An 18,798-nucleotide genomic window follows, 5' to 3' on the forward strand; every position below is an offset into this window, starting at 1 on the left:
CGGCCCGCCTGCCGACGCCGCGGGCCGCCTCCCGGTGCGGCATGCTGGCCGGGGCCGCCGGCGTCCGCCACACTGTCCCGATCGGGACGAACAGCCCTCCCGGCAGGCGCGCCGCAACGCCAGCCCTGCCGTCGACGACGAGGTCGAAGGGGTCGGTGCAGTGCGTGGTGATCTTCGTCGGCGCAGGGCCGCGCTGGAGGACGAGTGGTCCCGCTGGGTACCCGACCCGGCGGCCCGGCCGCGCGGCCCGGCGGACGGCGCCGGTGTCCGCCCCGAGGTCGCGGACTCCTGGCTCCGCTCCCGCCCCATCGTCGACCCCGCCCGTACCAGCGCCCCCGCCGCCGGCACCGGCGCACTGAGCCCCCGGTGGGCGCACTCCCCGCTCCGCGCTCCCGTCGACGCGGTGGCCGGCGAACTCCGCACGATCGCCGAGGACGCCGACTTCATCGCCGCCGTCACCGACGAGACCGGCACCATCCTGTGGACCTGCGGCGGCCGCGTCATGCGCCGCAAGGCCGAGCGGGTCAACTTCGCCCCCGGCGCCCGCTGGGACGAGCAGGCGATGGGCACCAACGCCCTCTCCCTCGCACTGTCCACCGGCCGCGCCGCCACCGTCTTCTCCGCCGAACACCTGGTCTCCGCCCTGCACGGCTGGGTCTGCTACTGCGCGCCGATCCGCCGCCCCGACGGCACCATCGCCGGCACCCTCGACCTCTCCACCACCTGGGACCGTTCGCACCCGCTGGCGCTCTCCACCGTCCGCACCCTCGCCGCCGCCATCGAGACCGCCCTGCCCACCGGTCCCGGCCCCACCCCCCACCAGCAGGGCCTGCACCTCGCCTGCCTGGGCCGCGAACAGGCCGTCCGCGACGGCGTCCCGCTGCGCCTGCCGCCCCGTCAACTGGAGATCCTCACCCTCCTCGCCCTGGAGCCCGAGGGATTCCCGGCCGAACGGCTGCGCACCGCGCTGTACGGCGACCGGCCGGTCACCGCCACCACCGTCAAGGCCGAGATCTCGCACCTGCGCCGCGCCCTCGGCGGCGCCATCGCCGCCCGCCGCTACCGGCTCACCGACCCCGTCCGCTGCGACGCGGCCGAGGTCCTGCGCGCCCTGGAACGCGGTGACACCGCCACCGCACTGCGGCTCTACACCGGGCCGCTGCTGCCGCACTCCGAAGCCCCCGGGATCGCCGAACACCGCGCCTGTCTGGAAGTCGCCGTCCGCGCCGCCGTGCTGGCCGGCGCCGCCCCCGAACCGGCCCTGCGGTACGGCGAACTCGCCCCGTACGACGCCGAGGTGCACCAGCACGCGCTGCGGCTGCTCGCGCCCGGCGACGGACGGCGGGCGATCGCGCTGAGCCGGCTGCACGCCGCCGGACGCGACTGAGACCGACCGGCGATTGGGGGCAGCCGGGCCGTCCCAACCTTTCACCAACCCGAAGCGGTGAGAGTGGCCCCGTCACGGCGGCCGGGACGTCGGCCGCCGGACGCCCACGCACGCGTCTTTCGACGAGGAGAGCCGCCCCATGGTGTACGCCCGGCCCGGAACCGAAGGCAGTATCGTCAGCTTCGCCCCCCGCTACGACAACTTCATCGGCGGCAAGTGGGTCGCCCCCGTCGAGGGGCGGTACTTCGACAACCCCTCGCCGATCACCGGCGCGGCGTTCTGCCAGGTCGCCCGCTCCTCCGCGGCGGACATCGAACTCGCCCTGGACGCCGCCCACAACGCCGCCGAGGCCTGGGGCCGCACCTCCGTCACCGAGCGCGCCACCATCCTCAACCGGATCGCCGACCGGATCGAGCAGAACCTCGAGAAGCTCGCCGTCGCCGAGAGCTGGGAGAACGGCAAGCCCGTCCGGGAGACCCTCGCCGCCGATCTCCCGCTCGCCGTCGACCACTTCCGCTACTTCGCGGGCGTGGTGCGCGCCCAGGAGGGCGGCATCGCCGAGATCGACGCCGACACCGTCGCCTACCACTTCCACGAACCGCTCGGCGTCGTCGGCCAGATCATCCCGTGGAACTTCCCGATCCTGATGGCCGCGTGGAAGCTCGCCCCGGCGCTCGCGGCCGGCAACTGCGTCGTCCTCAAGCCGGCCGAGCAGACCCCGGTCTCCATCCTGCTGGTCGTCGAACTCATCGCCGACCTGCTGCCGCCCGGCGTCCTCAACGTCGTCAACGGCTTCGGCACGGAGGCCGGCAAGCCGCTCGCCTCCAGCCCCCGGGTCGCCAAGGTCGCCTTCACCGGCGAGACCACCACCGGCCGCCTGATCATGCAGTACGCGAGCGAGAACATCATCCCGGTCACCCTCGAACTCGGCGGCAAGAGCCCGAACATCTTCCTGCCGGACGTCATGGCCGCCGACGACGACTACCTGGACAAGGCCGTCGAGGGCTTCGTGATGTTCGCGCTCAACCAGGGCGAGGTCTGCACCTGCCCGTCCCGGGCGCTCGTCCACTCCTCCATCTACGAGGAGTTCATCGCCCGCTGCATCGCCCGCACCGAGGCGATCACCGCCGGCGACCCGCTCGACCCCGCCACCATGATCGGCGCCCAGGCGAGCAACGACCAGTACGAGAAGATCCTCTCCTACCTGGACATCGGCCGGCAGGAGGGCGCCGAGGTCCTCACCGGCGGCGGCGCCCGTACCGTCCCCGGCCTGGAAGGGGGGTACTACATCGAGCCGACGATCTTCCGCGGCACCAACGACATGCGGATCTTCCAGGAGGAGATCTTCGGACCGGTGGTCTCCGTCGCCACCTACGACACCGTCGAGGAGGCGCTGCACATCGCCAACGACACCCTCTACGGCCTCGGCGCCGGCGTCTGGACCCGCGACGGCAACACCGCCTACCGCCTCGGCCGGGCCATCAAGGCCGGCCGGGTGTGGACCAACTGCTACCACGCCTACCCGGCGCACGCCGCCTTCGGCGGCTACAAGAAGTCCGGCATCGGCCGCGAGACCCACCGGATGATGCTCGACCACTACCAGCAGACCAAGAACCTGCTGGTCAGCTACTCCGGCCAGAAGCTCGGCTTCTTCTGATGAAGCCGGCCCCGACCAGGGTCGAACTGACCGGTGCGGCAGAGGAGCTGCTCCGCACCCTGGTGGCCGTGCACGGGCCGGTGATGTTCCACCAGTCCGGCGGCTGCTGCGACGGCAGCGCACCGATGTGCTACCCGCGCGGCGAGTTCCGCGTCGGCGCCGCGGACCTCCTGCTCGGCCGCCTCGCCGAGGACACCCCGTTCTGGATCAGCGCCGACCAGTACGCCTACTGGCGGCACACCCACCTGACCGTGGACGTCGTCCCCGGCCGCGGCAGCGGATTCTCGCTGGAAGCACCCGAAGGCGTCCGCTTCCTGCTCCGCTCCCGCCTCTTCACCGAGCAGGAGACCGAACTCCTCGCCGGCCAGGCACCGTTGCCCGGCGGCGCCGACCACGGCGAGGAGTAGCGGCCACGACGGCGGATCAGTGCGCGGCGTCCAACCGCGTGCTGGTCCGCCGTCGGCTCCGGCTCCACTGCCGGCCGTTCCGGCGCGGCCGCGGAGGGAACCCGCGGGTGCGCTACCGTCGTCCGACTCTCCGAGCGCTCCGCACCCGCGGCGGCGCCGGCCCGCGACCGGACGGAAGGCAGGCCCGCAGCCGTGTCCCAGCACCACCCGCACCACGTGCAGCAGCAGAGCGGCCCGCCGCCGCGCCCCGGCCGGGCCTGGTGGTGGCTCCCCGAGCACGAGCGGCGCCGCCGCCGGGAGCAGCGCCGCGCCCGCGAGGAGTGGAAGCGCCGCAACAAGCGGACGAAGGGCGACAACGACTGCTGCGACGCCTGCGACTGCCTCGGCGACATCGCCGACCCCTGCATGATCGCCCTGATCCCGGTCATGCTGGCCTCCGTGCTCAAGGCCGCCGGCGGCCGCGGCCACGGCCGGAGCGCCGCCGACCCGGCCGCCCCCGTCCCCGCCGGCCCGCTCGCGGCCGGCCTCTACGACGCCGTCCGCTTCTACCGCACCCGGATCAGCCCCACCCGGGCGGCCCGCTGCCCCTACACCCCGTCCTGCTCCACCTACGCCGTCCAGGCCCTCCACCGCCACGGGGCGCTGCGCGGCAGCCGCCTCACCGCCGGCCGCCTGCTGCGCTGCCGCCCGGGCACCAAGGGCGGCACCGACCCCGTCCCCGGGCGCTGAGCCCTTCGGCGTGGCAGGCTGGCCGGATGGTCACCGTTGACGAGGTGCGGCGTCTCGCGCTGTCCCTGCCCCGGACGGAAGAGGCACTGGTCCGGGAGCGGATCAAGTTCAGGGTGGGGCGGATCGTCTATCTCGCCTTCAGCCGCGACGAGTCGGCCCTCGGCTTCGCCTTCCCCAAGGAAGAACGGGCGGCACTGATCGCCTCCGCCCCGGACACGTTCCTGCCGCCCGACCCGGCCGACGAGCGGTACAACTGGGTGCAGGTGAGAACGGCGGCCATCGACACCGACGAGATGCGCGAACTCGTCCTGGACGCCTGGCGCATGGTCGTCCCGCGCAGCGTCGCCGCCGCCCACCTCGACGGCGTTCCGCCCACCGGCCGCAGCGGCCGCTGACCGAACCGCCCGCCGGGCGTCCCGCCCGCGCGGGGGCCGGGCCCCGGCACACCCCTGTCAGGAATCGCCGGGCGGGGTTAGCCTGCTCCGCATGGCACCACGGCCCCTCGCGCCCGTCGTCCTGCACGGCCGGTACGTCCGGCTGGAGCCGCTGACCACGGCGCACGTACCCGACCTGCACCTCGCGGGCAGCCGCGACGACGGCCTCTGGCAGTGGCTCCCCGTGGTCACTCCCTACACCGTCGGCGAGATGCACATGCTGGTCGAACAGCGGCTCGCCCAGCAGTCCGCCGGGCACGCGGTGATGTTCGCGATCGTCCCGGCCGGCACCAACCGGGCCGCCGGGTGGATCGCGTACACCGACATCGCGGTCGTCGACGAGCGCCTGGACATCGGCTGGCACTGGGCCGCCCGCAACACCTGGGAGACCCCGATGACGGCCGAGACCCACCTCCTCCTGCTCAGGCACGCCTTCGACGACCTGGGCTTCGGCCGCGTCCAGTGGCAGGTCGACCACCTCGACGTCCGCGCCCAGCTCACGCTGTCCGGCCTCGGCGCCGTCCGCGAGGGCCCGCTGCGCCGCCACGCCCGGCGCTCGGACGGCACCTGGCGCGACACCCTCGTCTACGCCGTGCTCGCCACGGAGTGGCGGGACGGCCTCGGCGGCGGCTTCCTCTGAACGCGCCCCTGCGCCCCGGGGAGCGGATCCCGGGGACGCGGGGTGGCGGGCCGTGCGGTCCGGCGCCAGGAGTGTCCGGGTCAGGCCGGAGCGGCCCCGGGCCCGGGCGAGGCCGTGGAGGTGACCGCGCCGATCGCCTCGCTCTTGACGAGCCACGCGACACCGAACGCGAACACCGACACCGCCTCGCCGACGTACGTCAGGGTCAGCGGGAGGTCCCACACGAAGTGCAGCGCACCGGCGGCGGCGATCATCACGGTGCAGCCGACGATCACCCAACCGCACAGCAGGTAGACCCAGTTGTGGATCCGGTGTCCGGACTGACCCCGGCCGTCGCCGAACAGCCGGAGGCAGAAGAACGCGAGCACGCCGAACAGCCCGGCGGCGAAGCAGAGATGGAGGACACCGACCGTCGTCTGCAGATGGCTCGGGTGCGGCGCGACGGACGCCGGCGGCAGGGTGGGGAACAGGGCCGCCAGGATCGCGAACAGGCCGGCCAGTGAGCTCAGCCGGTCCTCGCGCCGGTCGTGGCGGTAGCAGATCAGGAAGACGCCGATGGCGCACAGACTGCCGACGAAGACGTTGCGCATGTGCGTGTAGTACGACGCGCTCATCGAGGCGAGCAGTGTGAGTCGCGCCGAGGTGATGATGTTTCCGATCGGGAGGACGATCGGCAGGAGGAACCCGATGAGGCCGACGCCGAAGCGAAGGCGCTGCACGGTCTTGGGGTCCTGATCCTGTGGGTCGAATCCGGAGTCACGGTGGGTCATGAGACGCCCCCTCAGCCACCCGAAATGCTCAGTACCTCCCGATTTTCCCGCGCCCGCTTACCTCGAAACCGCGCCACGCGCACGTCGAAATCCCGCCATCCGCGCAGCCGCCGTTCGGGCCGCCCCACGCGCCCCTGCTGCCCCGGCCGTCTCAGAACGCGGAGTTGGCGAACCAGTGCGCCAGCAGTTCCTTGTCCCCCTCGTGCACGACGGCGTCCGTGCCGACGGGCAACCGGCCGTAGACGAGCAGCAGGAGGTCGGCCGCGGTGCCCCGGACGGTCGCGTCCGCGGTGCCCGATCCGTCATCGGCGGGGTCGAGCCCGAAGCCGTCCGGCCGCAGCCGGACCAGCCAGTCGCCGTCCCCGTCGGTCGAACGGAACCGGATCGTGCGCCCGTCGGCACGGAGGTCGGCCACCTTGGGGGCGAAGAAGCCGGCGAAGGGCAGGTTCACCAGGAACTCGTCCACGCCGTCGACCGCGAGCGCGCGGTCGATCTCCGGCCGCACCCCGAGGGCCAGCTCCGCGTCGACCCGGTGCACCAGGGTCTCGAAGAGCATCCGGCGCGCCCAGAACCGGGCGTGCTGGTCGGCACCCCACGCCCACATCGGGGTGTCCGCGCCGGTGGCCCGGAACGCGTCCTCGGCCACCGCCGCGCTCTCGGCCAGCCAGTCGGCCCACCCGTCGTCCCCGGCCGGCAGCCGGAGGTCGACGTCGCGGCTGCGCGGCGGCTCCTGGATGCGCCCGTGCAGCAGCACCGAGAACCAGCGCTGCACGCTGCCCGCGTGCTTGACCAGGTCGGCGAGCGTCCAGCCGGGGCAGCTCGGCACCGGGGTCGCGAAGTCGGCGGCCTCGACCACTGCCGCGAAGCGGGCGGTCTCCGCGCCGACGGCCGCACGGTGGTCGATCGGGGCGGGCCCGGGGGCCCGGCGAACGGACGTCGTCATAGTGGTCGTGCCTCTCTGGACGGAGCGAAGGCGCTCACGGATGCGAACCTCGCGTGCCGAGTCGACCGTAGACTCAATGGTTCACGTGGTCAACCATTGAGCCATCCATTCGATCCGTGTCCGACATCACCCGTGCCGTCGCAGCGGCGAGTCCGGAAGCCGGAAACGCAAAGATCCCCGCGGAGCTCAATGAGCTCCGCGGGGATCCGCTGGTGTCCGAGGGGGGACTTGAACCCCCACGCCCGATAAAGGGCACTAGCACCTCAAGCTAGCGCGTCTGCCATTCCGCCACCCGGACGGGGTGTGTTGCCCTGGGGTTTCCGTTTCCTTCGCCCCCTGGCGACAGAGAGAACATTACCAGGCCGTGAGGCTGCTTCTCACCTGCGTTTCTGCTGCTGGGGGCGGATCGGAACGATGGATTCGGGCATTTCTGGATGAACCGTACGAGTCGGGCGGGTGTCGGTCGCTGCGACGGGGTGTGCGGAGTGTGGTGACGAACGTGCTGATCTGGGAAAACCTCGCACGGTGTGACCGTTCCGCTGGTACAACGAATCGTGACCGGGCTGAAAGTGGTCCGATCGCGTTCGCATGTGGTCTGAACAGTTCACCCGCCGCCAGTTTCCAGTCCCTGGACCGGCGGCCGGCGGGTGCTCTCCTAGCCTCTGTGGACCAAGGGAGCCTTGAGCGGAACGCCCGATTCCCGAGAGGCCGCCGGCCCGCGCCGCCGCGCACGGCTCGCGGCGGAGCCTCCCGTCACGATGCGAAGGGTGGCTTGACGGTGGAACAGATCAGCGGGGCGGCCTCGCGCACCTCGACGGACCCCGGCTCCCCGGACGGGGGTGCGGCGAGACAGCCGGGCGCCGGCCCGGAACCGGGCGCCTGGCAGTTCGTCGCCGAGGCGCAGGAGGCCGCCGTCCCCCAGACCCGCCACGCGGTCCGTGACCGCCTGCTCGTCCAGGGCATGGCCGGCGAGCGCTACCAGGAGCTGATCGACGACCTGCTGCTGATCGTCTCCGAGCTGGTCAGCAATGCGGTGACGCACGCCGCGGTGGTCTCGCCCCGCCTCAGCACCGAGCTGACCATCGGCGAGGGCTGGGTGCGGATCTCGGTGGAGGACCTCCACCCGTACCGGCCGAAGGCGCTGGAGAGCGACCTGGGCAACCTCGGCGGCCGCGGCCTGTTGTTGGTCAAGAGCGTGACCCTGCAGGCCGGCGGCACCTGCGACGTGGAACGGACCGATGGCGGCGGCAAGGTCATCTGGGCCTGCCTGCCGCTGCCGGCCCCGCGTGCCGCGGAGCCGGACGGCCACCCCTGGTAGGCCCGCGGCCCGACCGCCTGGCAGACCCCGCCGGTGCTACCAGTCGCGCCCGGTGATCTCCCGGATGCCCGGCCGCGCGGCCTCGAAGACCGTCCGGAACCAGGCCGAGAACGGCTTCTCGGACTCCAGCTCCTTCAGCTCGTCCTCGGTGACGAAGCGGGTCTCGGCGATCTCGTCCGGGTCCGGCGCGAGGTCGGCGGTGACCACGCCGACGAAGAGGTGGTTCCACTCGCGCTCGATGAGCCCGGAGGCCTCGTCGGGCAGGTCGTAGCGGACGGTGCCGGCCTCGCAGAGCAGCGCCGGCGCGATGCCGAGCTCCTCCGCGGTGCGCCGGGCGGCGGCGACGAAGGGCTGCTCGCCCGGGTACGGGTGGCCGCAGCAGGTGTTGGACCACACGCCGGGGGAGTGGTACTTGCCGAGGGCGCGGCGCTGCAGCAGCAGCCGGCCCTTCTGGTCGAAGAGGAAGACCGAGAAGGCGCGGTGCAGGCGGCCCGGCGGCTGGTGGGCGGAGAGCTTCTCGGCGGTGCCGATGGTGAAGCCGTCGTCGTCGACCAGTTCCAGCATGATGGCGGTGGGCTGCCCCGCGGCGGCGCCTGAGCCGGCGCCCGCGCCGGCGCCAGGACCTCTGTCGAGATCCGGGTCGACCTCCGGGAGGTGGTGCGTCCGGCTGGTCGACGAGATGTCGGACATGGGGTCCCCTTCGCAAGTGGCGTCGGGCCCCAAGTCTGCCGCATGGGAAAAGGTCCCGCGGGCACGACGCACGTGTGCCCGGGGAAGGGGCGAATGACCGGACGATGTGTTCGGGCCCTGACCGATTTCGTTGCGGAGCCTTCACCTTGTGTCCGTTCGAACGTCGGACATGTGCCCGATGTCCGCCCCTCCGCGGCTTGAATGCGGGGCTCGCCGTCCGGAATGATGATCTGCACGGTCGGGCGGTCCCGGAACGGCCGCCAGCTGCGGATCCGCGCTGCCCGCCCGTGCCGTCGAGCGCCCGCGCGTGGCGCCCCGTTTGGGCGGGGGACGCCCGATTCGGGGGCAAACGGGCCGTCCGGTAGCCTCAACCGGTGCGCCGGGCCCGCTGGGCGGCGCCGCCACCCCACCCCGTCCCACCGTTCGCCGTTGCGGCCGGACCCGTCCGTACCGTCGAACGTCGCACCGTCAGGGAGTGAGTCCCGCTGTCCACTGTGATCGTGACCGGCGCCGAGCCGTCGGCCGCCCCGGGAACCGGCGGCCCGCTCCCGCTCGGCACCGGATTCGGGACGGGCGCCACCGCCACCGTGACCACGGTGCCGATCCCCGCCCAGGCCGACCGCACCGCCTCCCGCCCCGCGGCGGGCGCCGCCGACCAGACCGGGCCCCGCACCGCCGTCTCCGCCCCCGGCCCGCTCGCCGCCGACCTCGCGGCCATCGGCTTCGGCCGGATCCTGCACGCCCGGGACGCCGTCGAACTCGCCGGCCTGCTCGGGGCCGTTGACCCCGCCGAGCGGATCGCCGTCATAGACGCCGGTTTCGTCGGCCACCGGCACGCCCTGCGGCTCGCCCTCACCGACCCGCGCTTCCCGGCCGGCGCCGTCCCCGGCGCCGTCGCGGTGCACGGCGCCGCCGCCCGCGAGGCACTGGTCGCCGCCGCCCACGGCCTCACCGGCCACGAGCCCAGCCTCCCGGACGCCCTGGCCGGCGCCGTGCAGCGCGGCGGCATCCCCGTCCAGCGCCCCGAGCTCGGCACCCTGGTCGCGACCGTCCCCGCCGACGCCGACGAGCTGGCCGCCGCCCGCGCCGCCGTCGCCGAGGTCGACGAGGAGGCCGTCCGGCTGCGCCGCGCGGTGAAGGCCCGGGACGGCTTCTTCACCACGTACTGCGTCAGCCCCTACTCGCGGTACATCGCCCGCTGGTGCGCCCGCCGCGGCCTCACCCCGAACCAGGTCACCACGGCCTCGCTGGTCACCGCGCTCGCCGCGGCCGCCAGCGCCGCCACCGCGACCCGGCCCGGCTTCGTCGCCGCCGGCCTCCTGCTGCTGCTCTCCTTCGTGCTGGACTGCACCGACGGCCAGCTGGCCCGCTACTCGCTGCAGTACTCCACGGTCGGCGCCTGGCTGGACGCCACCTTCGACCGGGCCAAGGAGTACTCCTTCTACGCGGGCCTGGCGATCGCCGCCGCCCGCACCGGCGACCAGGTGTGGGCGCTCGCGCTCGCCGCGATGGTGCTGATGACCTTCCGGCACAGTGTCGACTTCGCCTTCATGGCCGCCGACCAGGAGACCGCCCGCAACCCCGCCACCGCGGGCAGCAAGGTCGAGGGGGCGAACTCCAGCCCCACCGCCCAGCTCTCCAACCGGCTCGACCGGGTCGGCTGGACGGTCTGGGCCCGCCGCATCATCGTGCTGCCGATCGGCGAGCGCTGGGCCCTGATAGCCCTGCTCACCGCTCTCACCACCCCGCGCACCACGCTCACCGTGCTGCTCGTCGGCTGCGCCCTGGCCTGCTGCTACACCACCGCCGGCCGGGTGCTCCGCTCGATCAACCGCCGCCGCCCGCGCGCCGACCAGGCCGCCCGCGAGGTCGCGATCCTCGCCGACGGCGGCCCGCTCGCCGAGCTGCTCGCCCCGGTGCTGCGCCCGGTCGCCCGCCGGCTGCCCGGCCCGGCCGTCCCGCTGGTCGCCGCGCTCGCCTCGGCCGGCCTGCCGGTGGCCGTGTACGTGCTCGGCGGCACCTGGGCCGCGGTCGGCGCCGCCGCCGGCTACGTGCTGCTCAGCTCGCTCGTGCTGGCCCGCAGGCTCGACGGCGCGCTGGACTGGCTGGCCCCCGCGTTCTTCCGGGCCGGCGAGTACCTGACCGTCCTCGCCCTCGCGCTGCGCCTGGACACCGCCTCCCTCCCGGCCGCGTTCGGGCTGGTCGCGGCCGTCGCCTACCATCACTACGACACGGTGTACCGCCTTCGCGGCGGCACCGGCGCGCCGGCCCGCTGGCTGGTTCGCGCGACCGGCGGCCAGGAGGGCCGGGCCCTGCTCGTCACCCTCTTCGCCGCTCTCGTGTACGGCGGCGCCCCCACCGGGGCCGTCGGCCACGAGGGGCCCGGAGCGGCCGCCCTGCAGGGCGGTCTGGTGGTCCTGGCCGCCGTCCTGGCCCTGGTCGTCGTCGCCGAGTCCATCCACTTCTGGGTGTTCGGCGACGCCACGGCAGAACACGACGAATCAGGAGACACCGCATGATCGGCCTCGTCCTGGCCGCCGGCGCAGGCCGCCGGCTCCGCCCGTACACCGACACCCTGCCCAAGGCGCTGGTGCCGGTCGACGGGGACCGGACCGTCCTGGACCTGACCCTCGGCAACTTCGCCGAGGTGGGGCTCCGCGAGGCCGCCGTGGTGGTCGGGTACCGCAAGGAGGCGGTCTACGACCGCAAGGACGCGCTGGAGCAGAAGTACGGCGTCAAGCTCACCCTGGTCGAGAACGACAAGGCCGAGGAGTGGAACAACGCCTACTCCCTGTGGTGCGCCCGCGACCTGTTCGGCGAGGGCCTGCTGCTCGCCAACGGCGACACCGTGCACCCGGCCTCCGTCCAGCGCACCATGCTCGACGGCAACGACCGGATGGCCAAGGAGGGCAGCGCCCCCGGCATCCTGCTCGCCCTGGACACCGTGAAGAAGCTCGCCGACGAGGAGATGAAGGTCGTCGTCGACCCCGCCCTCGGCATGCGCCGCATCACCAAGCTGATGGACCCGGCCGAGGCCACCGGCGAGTACATCGGCGTCACGATCATCAACCCGTCCGCCAAGGACGCCCTCGCCGACGCCCTGCGGACGACCTTCGAGCGCGACCCGCAGCTGTACTACGAGGACGGCTACCAGGAGATGGTCGACCGCGGCCTGCGCATCGACGTGCAGCCGATCGGCGAGGTCTCCTGGGTCGAGGTCGACAACCACGACGACCTCGCCCGCGCGCGGGAGATCGCGTGCCAGTACTGACCCGGCTGGTGCCCTCGCCGGTCTTCGTCGAGATCCGGGCCGGCGCGATCGACGCGCTCGGCGGGATCCTCGCCGACCAGCGGCTGTCCTCCTCCGGGCGGATAGCGGTGGCGATCAGCAACGGCTCCGGCGCGGTGCTCCGGGAGCGGCTCGAACCGCTGCTCCCGGGCGCCGCCTGGTTCGAGGTCGCCGACGGCACCCTGGACGCGGCCGTCCGGCTCGCCGACGAGATGCGCGGCGGCCACTTCGACGCCCTGGTCGGCCTCGGCGGCGGCAAGATCATCGACGCGGCGAAGTACGCCGCCGCGCGGGTCGGCCTGCCGATCGTCGCGGTGGCCACCAACCTCGCCCACGACGGCATCTGCTCGCCGGTCTCGATCCTCGACAACGACGCCGGGCGCGGCTCCTACGGCGTGCCCAGCCCGATCGGCATCGTGGTCGACCTCGACGTCATCCGCCAGGCCCCGCAGCGCTTCGTCGCGGCCGGCATCGGCGACGTCATCTCCAACATCTCGGCCTGCGCGGACTGGGAGCTCTCGAACCGGATCACCGGCGAGCCGGTCGACGGCCTGGCCGTCGCGATGGCCCGCTCGGCCGGCGAGAACCTGCTGCGCCACCCCGGCAGCCTGGCGGACGAGGACCTCCTGATGGCCCTGTCGGAAGCCCTGGTACTGTCCGGCATCGCGATGAACATCGCGGGCAGCACCCGGCCCTCGTCGGGCGCCTGCCACGAGATCTCGCACGCCCTGGACCTGCTGTACCCCAAGCGGTCCGCGCAGCACGGCGAGCAGGTCGGCCTCGGGGCCGCCTTCGCCAGCCACCTGCGGGGCGAGCAGGAGCTGACCGGCCTGATCGTGGAGCGCCTGGCGAGCCACGGACTGCCGGTGACCGCCGACCGGATCGGATTCACCGAGGCGGAGTTCACCGAGGCGGTGCACTACGCCCCGAACACCCGCCCGGGCCGCTTCACCATCCTGGAACACCTCGACCTCTCGCCATCGGACATCAGGGACGCGTACGCCGACTATGTCAAAGCAGTCCACCGCTGACACCCCCTCGGTCGCCCCGGTCGACCTGACCCGCCGCCCCTCGATCGAGGAGCTGCGGGCCGTCATCCACCCGGAGGGGATGCTCCAGCGCCGCAGCGCCGAGCACTGGGCCGGCCGCCTCTACATGCGGAAGATCTCGCTGCGGATCACCCGCGTGCTGAGCACCGTCACCTTCATCACGCCCAACGGCCTGACGTACCTGATGATGCTCACCGGCATCCTGGCCGGCGCCGCGCTGGTGATCCCCGGCCTGGCCGGCGCCGTGCTCGGCGCCCTGCTGATCCAGGTCTACCTGCTGCTGGACTGCGTCGACGGCGAGGTCGCCCGCTGGCGCCGGCAGACCTCGCTCACCGGCGTGTACCTGGACCGGGTCGGCCACTACATGTCCGAGGCCGCCCTGCTCACCGGCCTCGGCCTGCGGGCCACCGACCTGTTCCACCAGGAGGGCACCGCCGCCTGGCAGTGGGCCTTCCTCGGCACCCTGGCCGCCCTCGGCGCGATCCTGATCAAGTCCGAGACCGACCTGGTGGACGTGGCCCGGGCCCGCAGCGGGATGACCGCCGTCGAGGACAGCGCCTCGGTGCCGCGCTCGGCCGGTGTCGCCAAGGCCCGCCGCGTCGCCTCGCTGCTGAAGTTCCACCGCCTGGTCGGCGCCGTCGAGGCCTCGCTCTTCATCCTCGCCGCCGGCATCGCCGACGCGGTCCACGGCGGCCTCTACTTCACCCGCCTTGCCGTCGTGGTGCTCGCCGCCATCGCCGTGCTGCAGACGGTGCTCCACCTGCTCAGCATCGTGCTGTCGAGCAGGCTGCGATGAGCGACGCCCTGCGGCTCGGCGCCGTCATCATCACCCAGGGCAACCGTCCGGCCGAGCTCAACGCGCTCATCGAGTCGGTGCGCGCCCAGGACGGCCCGCCGGTCGAGATCGCGGTGGTCGCCAACGGTGCGCCGCTGCCCGCCCTGCCCGCGGACGTGCGGGCCACCGAGACCGCCGAGAACCTCGGCATCCCCGGCGGCCGCAACGTCGGCATCGAGCTCTTCGGCCCGGACGGCCAGGACGTCGACGTGGTGCTCTTCCTCGACGACGACGGCCTGCTGCCCGACCGGGACTCCGCCGAGCTGCTGCGCCGCGCCTTCGCCGAGGACCCGCGCCTGGGCATCGTCTCCTTCCGGATCGCCGACCCGGACACCGGCGCCACCCAGCGCCGGCACGTCCCGCGGCTGCGCGCCAGCGACCCGCTGCGCTCCTCCCGGGTGACCACTTTCCTGGGCGGCGCCAGCGCCGTCCGCACCGCGGTCTTCCCGCAGGCCGGCCAGCTGCCCGCCGAGTTCTTCTACGCGCACGAGGAGACCGACCTCGCCTGGCGCGCGCAGGACGCCGGCTGGGCCATCGACTACCGCGCCGACGTGGTGCTGCACCACCCCACCACCTCGCCGGCCCGGCACGCCTCGTACCTCCACAACGTGGCCCGCAACCGGGTGTGGCTGGCACGGCGGAACCTTCCCGCCCTGCTCGTGCCTCTCTATCTGGGAACGTGGTTCCTGCTCACGCTGGCCCGCCGTCCCTCGGGCGAGGCGATCAAGGCCTGGCTGGGCGGTTTCCGGGCCGGCTGGAGCGAACCCTGTGGTCCGCGACGGCCGATGCGATGGCGTACTGTATGGCGATTGACCCGCTTGGGACGACCGCCGATCATCTGATCGCTGCAGCCGGCAGTGCCCCCCTGTCGGTCGAACTACCTTCCGTGATCAAGGACGAATGTGTCGACATTGAGTGACCCGCTCAGCCTCTCGGCCCCGAGGGGTTCCGACGCGGGCCTGACCCCCCAGCAGCTCGTGGCCAAGTACGGCCTGACGGTGAGCGGCCGGCGGCCCGGACTGGCGCAGTACATCAAGGACCTGTGGGCCCGGCGCCACTTCATCGTGTCCTTCGCGACCGCGAGACTGGTCGCGCAGTACAGCACGGCGAAGCTGGGCCAGGTCTGGCAGGTCGTGACCCCGCTGCTGAACTGCGTGGTCTACTTCCTGGTCTTCGGCCTGATCCTCGCGGGCAGCAAGTCGATCGACAACTACGTCCCGTGGCTGTGCATCGGCGTCTTCATCTTCCAGTTCATCCAGAGCGCGGTGCAGAGCGGTACCCGCTCGATCTCCGACAACCTGGGGCTGATCCGGGCGCTGCACTTCCCCCGCGCGTGCCTGCCGATCGCCTTCACCATCATCCAGCTGCAGCAGCTGCTGATCTCGATGATCGTCCTGGTCGCGATCGTGCTGATCAGCGGGATCGTGCCCGGTCTGACCTGGCTGCTGGTCATCCCGGCCATCGCACTGCTCTGCCTGTTCAACACGGGTATCGCCCTGGTCATGGCCCGGGTCGGCGCCAAGACCAGCGACATGGCGCAGCTGATGCCGTTCATCCTGCGCACCTGGATGTACCTGTCGGGCGTGTTCTACAGCATCGAGAACAACATCAAGTCCTGGCCGAAGTGGATCCAGGTACTCGCCGACGTGAACCCGGCCGCGGTCTACATGGACCTCATCCGGTTCGCCTTCGACCCGAGCGCCGGCAACCGTGCGTCGCTGCCGCCGCACGTGTGGGCCGTGGCGATCGGGTGGGCCCTGGTCGCCTTCGTGATCGGGTTCGTGTTCTTCTGGAAGGCGGAGGAGGAGTACGGCCGTGGCTGACACCGCAACGACCAACGTCAAGGAGGCGGCCCCGGTGGACGCCGACCAGGCCCGCGTGCCCACCGTCGTCGTGGACGACGTGCACATCGTCTACAAGGTGCACGGCGCAGGCTCCGGCAAGGGCAGCGCCACCTCGGCGCTGAGCCGGATCATCTCGCGCAAGCGCTCGCCCGCCATCCGCGAGGTGCACGCCGTGCGCGGCATCAGCTTCACCGCGTACAAGGGCGAGGCGGTCGGCCTCATCGGCTCCAACGGCTCGGGCAAGTCGACCATGCTGGCGGCCATCGCCGGCCTGCTGCCGACCGAGCGGGGCGGCATCTACACCAACGGCCAGCCCTCGCTGCTGGGCGTGAACGCCGCACTGATGAACGACCTGACCGGTGACCGCAACGTGGTGCTGGGCTGCCTGGCGATGGGCATGTCCCCCGCCGAGGTGCGCAGCCGCTACCAGGACATCGTCGACTTCTCGGGCATCAACGAGAAGGGTGACTTCATCACCCTGCCGATGCGCACGTACTCCTCCGGCATGGCGGCCCGTCTGCGGTTCTCGATCGCCGCGGCGAAGACGCACGACGTGCTGCTGATCGACGAGGCGCTGGCCACCGGCGACCAGAAGTTCCAGAAGCGCTCCGAGGCCCGCATCCGCGAGCTGCGCAAGGAGGCCGGCACGGTCTTCCTGGTCAGCCACAACAACAACGCGATCCGCGACACGTGCGAGCGCACCATCTGGATCGAGAAGGGCGAGCTCGTCATGGACGGGCCGACCGACGTCGTGGTCAAGGCGTACGAGCGCGGCGACCGCCCCTGAGCGGGTTGCGGCGACCTCTCCGAGGCCGGTGCCGGAGTCTTCCGGCACCGGCCTCGGCGTGATCGGACACAGGGCCCGGTACGCGTGTCCGAAGGGGACCGCCGGGCGGCAGCGGTGTAGAACGGGGGAGTGACGGCAGTGGTGGCTTCGGCCAAATCAGACAATCAGACAGATGGCGCCACGTTGCAGAAGGCGGACCTGGAGAACTTCCCGGTCGCGCCCTCCTTCCTCCCCGCCGCCTGGCGGACCGACCTGATGGCGGTCTACGGCTTCGCCCGGCTGGTCGACGACGCCGGCGACGGCGACCTCGCCGAGCCCGAGCGCGTCGCCGCCCTGCTCGACGTCCCGGTCACCGCCGACCGCACCGCCTTCCGGCTCGGCCTGCTGGACGGCCTGGAGCGCGACCTCGACCGCGCATTCGGAGCCGCCCTCGGCCAGGGCGGCGAGGAGCCCCGCCACCCGCTGATGAAGGCGCTCGTCCCGCTGGCCGACCGTCACCCCGTCACCCCGGAGCCGTTCCGCCGGCTGATCGAGGCCAACCGGGTCGACCAGACCACCACCCGCTACGCCACCTACCGCGACCTGATCGGCTACTGCACCCTCTCCGCCGACCCGGTCGGCCGCCTGGTGCTGGCCATCGCCGGCGTCGCCACCCCCGAGCGGATCGCCCTCTCCGACGCGATCTGCAGCGGCCTGCAGATCGTCGAGCACATCCAGGACGTCGCCGAGGACCTCGGCCGCGGCCGGATCTACCTGCCCGCCGACTCCCGCGAGCGGTTCGGCGTCACCGAGGCCGACCTTGCCGAACCCACCGCCGGGCCGCGCGTCCGCGAGCTGATCGCCTTCGAGGCCGAGCGGGCCAGGACCCTGCTCGACCGTGGCGCGCCGCTGGTGGGTACGGTTCACGGGAGGCTACGGCTGCTGCTCGCGGGATTCACCGCGGGCGGGTACGCGGCCCTGGCGGCCGTCGAGGCCGCCGGGTACGACGTCCTCGCCCAGCAGCCCAAGCCGGACAAGCGCCGCCTCGCACTTCGGGCGGCGGCACTCTTCGCGAAGGGAAGGTGAACGCCCGAGTGGCGGCATCCCCACTGGCGTCGGCGCCGGTCATGGCGGCCTACCGGTACTGCGAGGCGGTCACCGCGCTGCAGGCCCGCAACTTCAGCTACGGCATCCGGCTGCTGCCGGAGCCCAAGCGCCTCGCCATGTCCGCGCTCTACGCCCTGGCCCGACGGGTGGACGACATCGGCGACGGCGACCTGCCCGCCGACCGCAAGTCCGAGCAGCTGATGCGCACCCGCGAGCTGCTGGGCGAGGTCCGGGCCGGCGCGGTCGGCGAGGACGACACCGACCCGGTCAAGGTCGCCCTCGCGGACGCCGCCCGGCGCTTCCCCATCCCGCTCGGCGGCTTCGACGAGCTGATCGACGGCGTCGAGATGGACCTCAAGGGCGTCGAGTACCAGACCTACGACGACCTCAAGGTCTACTGCCGCTGCGTGGCCGGCGCGATCGGCCGGCTCTCGCTCGGCGTGTACGGCTGCGAGGACCCGGAGCTCGGAGCGCACTACGCCGACACCCTCGGCCTCGCCCTGCAGCTCACCAACATCCTGCGCGACCTGCGCGAGGACGCCGCCAACGGCCGCACCTACCTGCCCACCGAGGACCTCGTCCGGTTCGGCTGCCAGGAGGGCTTCGCCCTGTCCGAGCCGCCGGCCGGCGCGGACTTCACCGGGCTGGTCGCCTTCGAGGCGCACCGCGCCCAGCAGGCCTTCGAGGAGGGCCTGCGGCTGCTGCCGATGCTCGACCGCCGCAGCCGCGCGTGCACCGCGGCGATGGCCGGCATCTACCACCGCCTGCTCGGCCGGATCGCGGCCGAACCGGAGTCGGTGCTGCGCGGCCGGGTCTCCCTCCCGGGCTGGGAGAAGGCGTACGTGGCGCTGTCCGGGCTCGCCGGAGGGCGTTCTTGATTCTTCCGCCAGTTATGTCACGCTGTGTCAACAGGGAATCACGGGCATATGCAGT

General features: G+C 72.7%; 19 protein-coding genes and 1 tRNA gene. 16 read left to right on the top strand and 4 right to left on the bottom strand.

The features are described 5' to 3' along the window. The first annotated feature begins 160 nt into the window (after positions 1-160). The 6 genes from AB0P35_RS22185 (at position 161) to AB0P35_RS22210 (ending at position 5,254) form a co-directional block, all read left to right on the top strand. Positions 161-1,387 carry a GAF domain-containing protein gene (locus tag AB0P35_RS22185; protein WP_363513121.1) on the top strand — a complete coding sequence of 409 codons (1,227 nt, stop codon included), beginning with the start codon at positions 161-163 and terminating at the stop codon, positions 1,385-1,387. A 139-nt stretch (positions 1,388-1,526) separates the two neighbouring features. Beyond that, the gene (gene adh / locus AB0P35_RS22190; RefSeq protein WP_095876606.1) at positions 1,527-3,044 is read left to right on the top strand and encodes an aldehyde dehydrogenase; all 1,518 of its coding nucleotides are present in this window, start codon (positions 1,527-1,529) and stop codon (positions 3,042-3,044) included. After that, positions 3,044-3,451, top strand: a complete 408-nt coding sequence (locus tag AB0P35_RS22195; protein WP_363513124.1) for a DUF779 domain-containing protein — start codon at positions 3,044-3,046, stop codon at positions 3,449-3,451. Before adh ends, AB0P35_RS22195 begins: the two co-directional genes overlap by 1 nt. Positions 3,452-3,643: 192 nt before the next feature. Beyond that, entirely contained in the window at positions 3,644-4,180 is a 537-nt protein-coding gene (gene yidD, locus AB0P35_RS22200) for a membrane protein insertion efficiency factor YidD (RefSeq protein WP_363513127.1), read from the top strand. A 26-nt stretch (positions 4,181-4,206) separates the two neighbouring features. Next, positions 4,207-4,575 carry an MmcQ/YjbR family DNA-binding protein gene (locus AB0P35_RS22205; RefSeq protein ID WP_363513130.1) on the top strand — a complete coding sequence of 123 codons (369 nt, stop codon included), beginning with the start codon at positions 4,207-4,209 and terminating at the stop codon, positions 4,573-4,575. A gap of 91 nt (positions 4,576-4,666) precedes the next feature. Continuing rightward, on the top strand, positions 4,667-5,254 hold the full coding sequence (locus AB0P35_RS22210; protein ID WP_363513133.1) for a GNAT family protein: 588 nt from the start codon (positions 4,667-4,669) through the stop codon (positions 5,252-5,254). Positions 5,255-5,334: 80 nt separating this feature from the next. Here the strand turns inward: AB0P35_RS22210 and AB0P35_RS22215 are convergent, their stop codons facing one another. The 3 genes from AB0P35_RS22215 to AB0P35_RS22225 form a co-directional block, all read right to left on the bottom strand. After that, positions 5,335-6,024 carry a DUF998 domain-containing protein gene (locus tag AB0P35_RS22215; protein ID WP_363513136.1) on the bottom strand — a complete coding sequence of 230 codons (690 nt, stop codon included), beginning with the start codon at positions 6,022-6,024 and terminating at the stop codon, positions 5,335-5,337. 151 nt (positions 6,025-6,175) lie between these two features. Further along, positions 6,176-6,967 (bottom strand): maleylpyruvate isomerase family mycothiol-dependent enzyme, encoded by a 792-nt coding sequence (locus AB0P35_RS22220; RefSeq protein WP_363513139.1) that lies wholly within the window; start codon positions 6,965-6,967, stop codon positions 6,176-6,178. Positions 6,968-7,177: 210 nt separating this feature from the next. Further along, positions 7,178-7,265: transfer RNA gene (locus AB0P35_RS22225), tRNA-Leu, on the bottom strand. Between the two features lie 489 nt (positions 7,266-7,754). On the opposite strand from AB0P35_RS22225, the gene AB0P35_RS22230 reads away from it, so the two are divergent. Further along, positions 7,755-8,285 (top strand): ATP-binding protein, encoded by a 531-nt coding sequence (locus tag AB0P35_RS22230; RefSeq protein ID WP_363513284.1) that lies wholly within the window; start codon positions 7,755-7,757, stop codon positions 8,283-8,285. Between the two features lie 36 nt (positions 8,286-8,321). On the opposite strand, the gene idi is transcribed toward AB0P35_RS22230, so the two are convergent. Further along, positions 8,322-8,849 (bottom strand): isopentenyl-diphosphate Delta-isomerase, encoded by a 528-nt coding sequence (gene idi, locus AB0P35_RS22235; protein ID WP_257019515.1) that lies wholly within the window; start codon positions 8,847-8,849, stop codon positions 8,322-8,324. Positions 8,850-9,706: 857 nt separating this feature from the next. Here idi and AB0P35_RS22240 point away from each other — a divergent pair. The 9 genes from AB0P35_RS22240 to hpnD all read left to right on the top strand — a co-directional run bounded on the left by AB0P35_RS22240 (position 9,707) and on the right by hpnD (position 18,743). Beyond that, entirely contained in the window at positions 9,707-11,494 is a 1,788-nt protein-coding gene (locus AB0P35_RS22240) for a DUF5941 domain-containing protein (protein WP_363513288.1), read from the top strand. Further along, a complete protein-coding gene (locus AB0P35_RS22245; protein ID WP_095876520.1) occupies positions 11,491-12,246 on the top strand; it encodes a phosphocholine cytidylyltransferase family protein in 756 nt (251 codons plus the stop codon). The genes AB0P35_RS22240 and AB0P35_RS22245 overlap by 4 nt, the downstream gene beginning before the upstream one ends. Continuing rightward, positions 12,234-13,295, top strand: a complete 1,062-nt coding sequence (locus AB0P35_RS22250; protein WP_095876519.1) for an iron-containing alcohol dehydrogenase family protein — start codon at positions 12,234-12,236, stop codon at positions 13,293-13,295. The genes AB0P35_RS22245 and AB0P35_RS22250 overlap by 13 nt, the downstream gene beginning before the upstream one ends. Beyond that, the gene (locus tag AB0P35_RS22255; protein ID WP_363513143.1) at positions 13,273-14,109 is read left to right on the top strand and encodes a CDP-alcohol phosphatidyltransferase family protein; all 837 of its coding nucleotides are present in this window, start codon (positions 13,273-13,275) and stop codon (positions 14,107-14,109) included. Before AB0P35_RS22250 ends, AB0P35_RS22255 begins: the two co-directional genes overlap by 23 nt. An 8-nt stretch (positions 14,110-14,117) precedes the next feature. Beyond that, positions 14,118-14,990 carry a glycosyltransferase family 2 protein gene (locus AB0P35_RS22260; protein WP_363513291.1) on the top strand — a complete coding sequence of 291 codons (873 nt, stop codon included), beginning with the start codon at positions 14,118-14,120 and terminating at the stop codon, positions 14,988-14,990. A gap of 60 nt (positions 14,991-15,050) precedes the next feature. Beyond that, a complete protein-coding gene (locus AB0P35_RS22265; RefSeq protein ID WP_363513146.1) occupies positions 15,051-15,971 on the top strand; it encodes an ABC transporter permease in 921 nt (306 codons plus the stop codon). Beyond that, positions 15,964-16,779, top strand: coding sequence for an ABC transporter ATP-binding protein (locus AB0P35_RS22270; RefSeq protein WP_095876517.1), 816 nt, complete (start codon positions 15,964-15,966; stop codon positions 16,777-16,779). The genes AB0P35_RS22265 and AB0P35_RS22270 overlap by 8 nt, the downstream gene beginning before the upstream one ends. A 138-nt stretch (positions 16,780-16,917) precedes the next feature. After that, entirely contained in the window at positions 16,918-17,844 is a 927-nt protein-coding gene (gene hpnC, locus AB0P35_RS22275) for a squalene synthase HpnC (RefSeq protein ID WP_095876516.1), read from the top strand. 41 nt (positions 17,845-17,885) lie between these two features. Further along, positions 17,886-18,743 carry a presqualene diphosphate synthase HpnD gene (gene hpnD, locus AB0P35_RS22280; protein WP_363513295.1) on the top strand — a complete coding sequence of 286 codons (858 nt, stop codon included), beginning with the start codon at positions 17,886-17,888 and terminating at the stop codon, positions 18,741-18,743. The last annotated feature ends 55 nt before the right edge of the window (positions 18,744-18,798 follow it).

The organism is Kitasatospora sp. NPDC085879 (genome assembly GCF_040686255.1).
In the GTDB taxonomy this organism is placed as follows: domain Bacteria; phylum Actinomycetota; class Actinomycetes; order Streptomycetales; family Streptomycetaceae; genus Kitasatospora.

Bases quoted from the DNA above. Each gene is read 5' to 3' on its own strand.
- adh (WP_095876606.1), top strand. From the start codon at position 1,527: ATGGTGTACGCCCGGCCCGGAACCGAAGGCAGTATCGTCAGCTTCGCC.
- AB0P35_RS22195 (WP_363513124.1), top strand. From the start codon at position 3,044: ATGAAGCCGGCCCCGACCAGGGTCGAACTGACCGGTGCGGCAGAGGAG.
- AB0P35_RS22205 (WP_363513130.1), top strand. From the start codon at position 4,207: ATGGTCACCGTTGACGAGGTGCGGCGTCTCGCGCTGTCCCTGCCCCGG.
- AB0P35_RS22210 (WP_363513133.1), top strand. From the start codon at position 4,667: ATGGCACCACGGCCCCTCGCGCCCGTCGTCCTGCACGGCCGGTACGTC.
- AB0P35_RS22215 (WP_363513136.1), bottom strand. From the start codon at position 6,024: ATGACCCACCGTGACTCCGGATTCGACCCACAGGATCAGGACCCCAAG.
- AB0P35_RS22220 (WP_363513139.1), bottom strand. From the start codon at position 6,967: ATGACGACGTCCGTTCGCCGGGCCCCCGGGCCCGCCCCGATCGACCAC.
- idi (WP_257019515.1), bottom strand. From the start codon at position 8,849: ATGCTGGAACTGGTCGACGACGACGGCTTCACCATCGGCACCGCCGAG.
- AB0P35_RS22245 (WP_095876520.1), top strand. From the start codon at position 11,491: ATGATCGGCCTCGTCCTGGCCGCCGGCGCAGGCCGCCGGCTCCGCCCG.
- AB0P35_RS22255 (WP_363513143.1), top strand. From the start codon at position 13,273: ATGTCAAAGCAGTCCACCGCTGACACCCCCTCGGTCGCCCCGGTCGAC.
- hpnD (WP_363513295.1), top strand. From the start codon at position 17,886: ATGGCGGCCTACCGGTACTGCGAGGCGGTCACCGCGCTGCAGGCCCGC.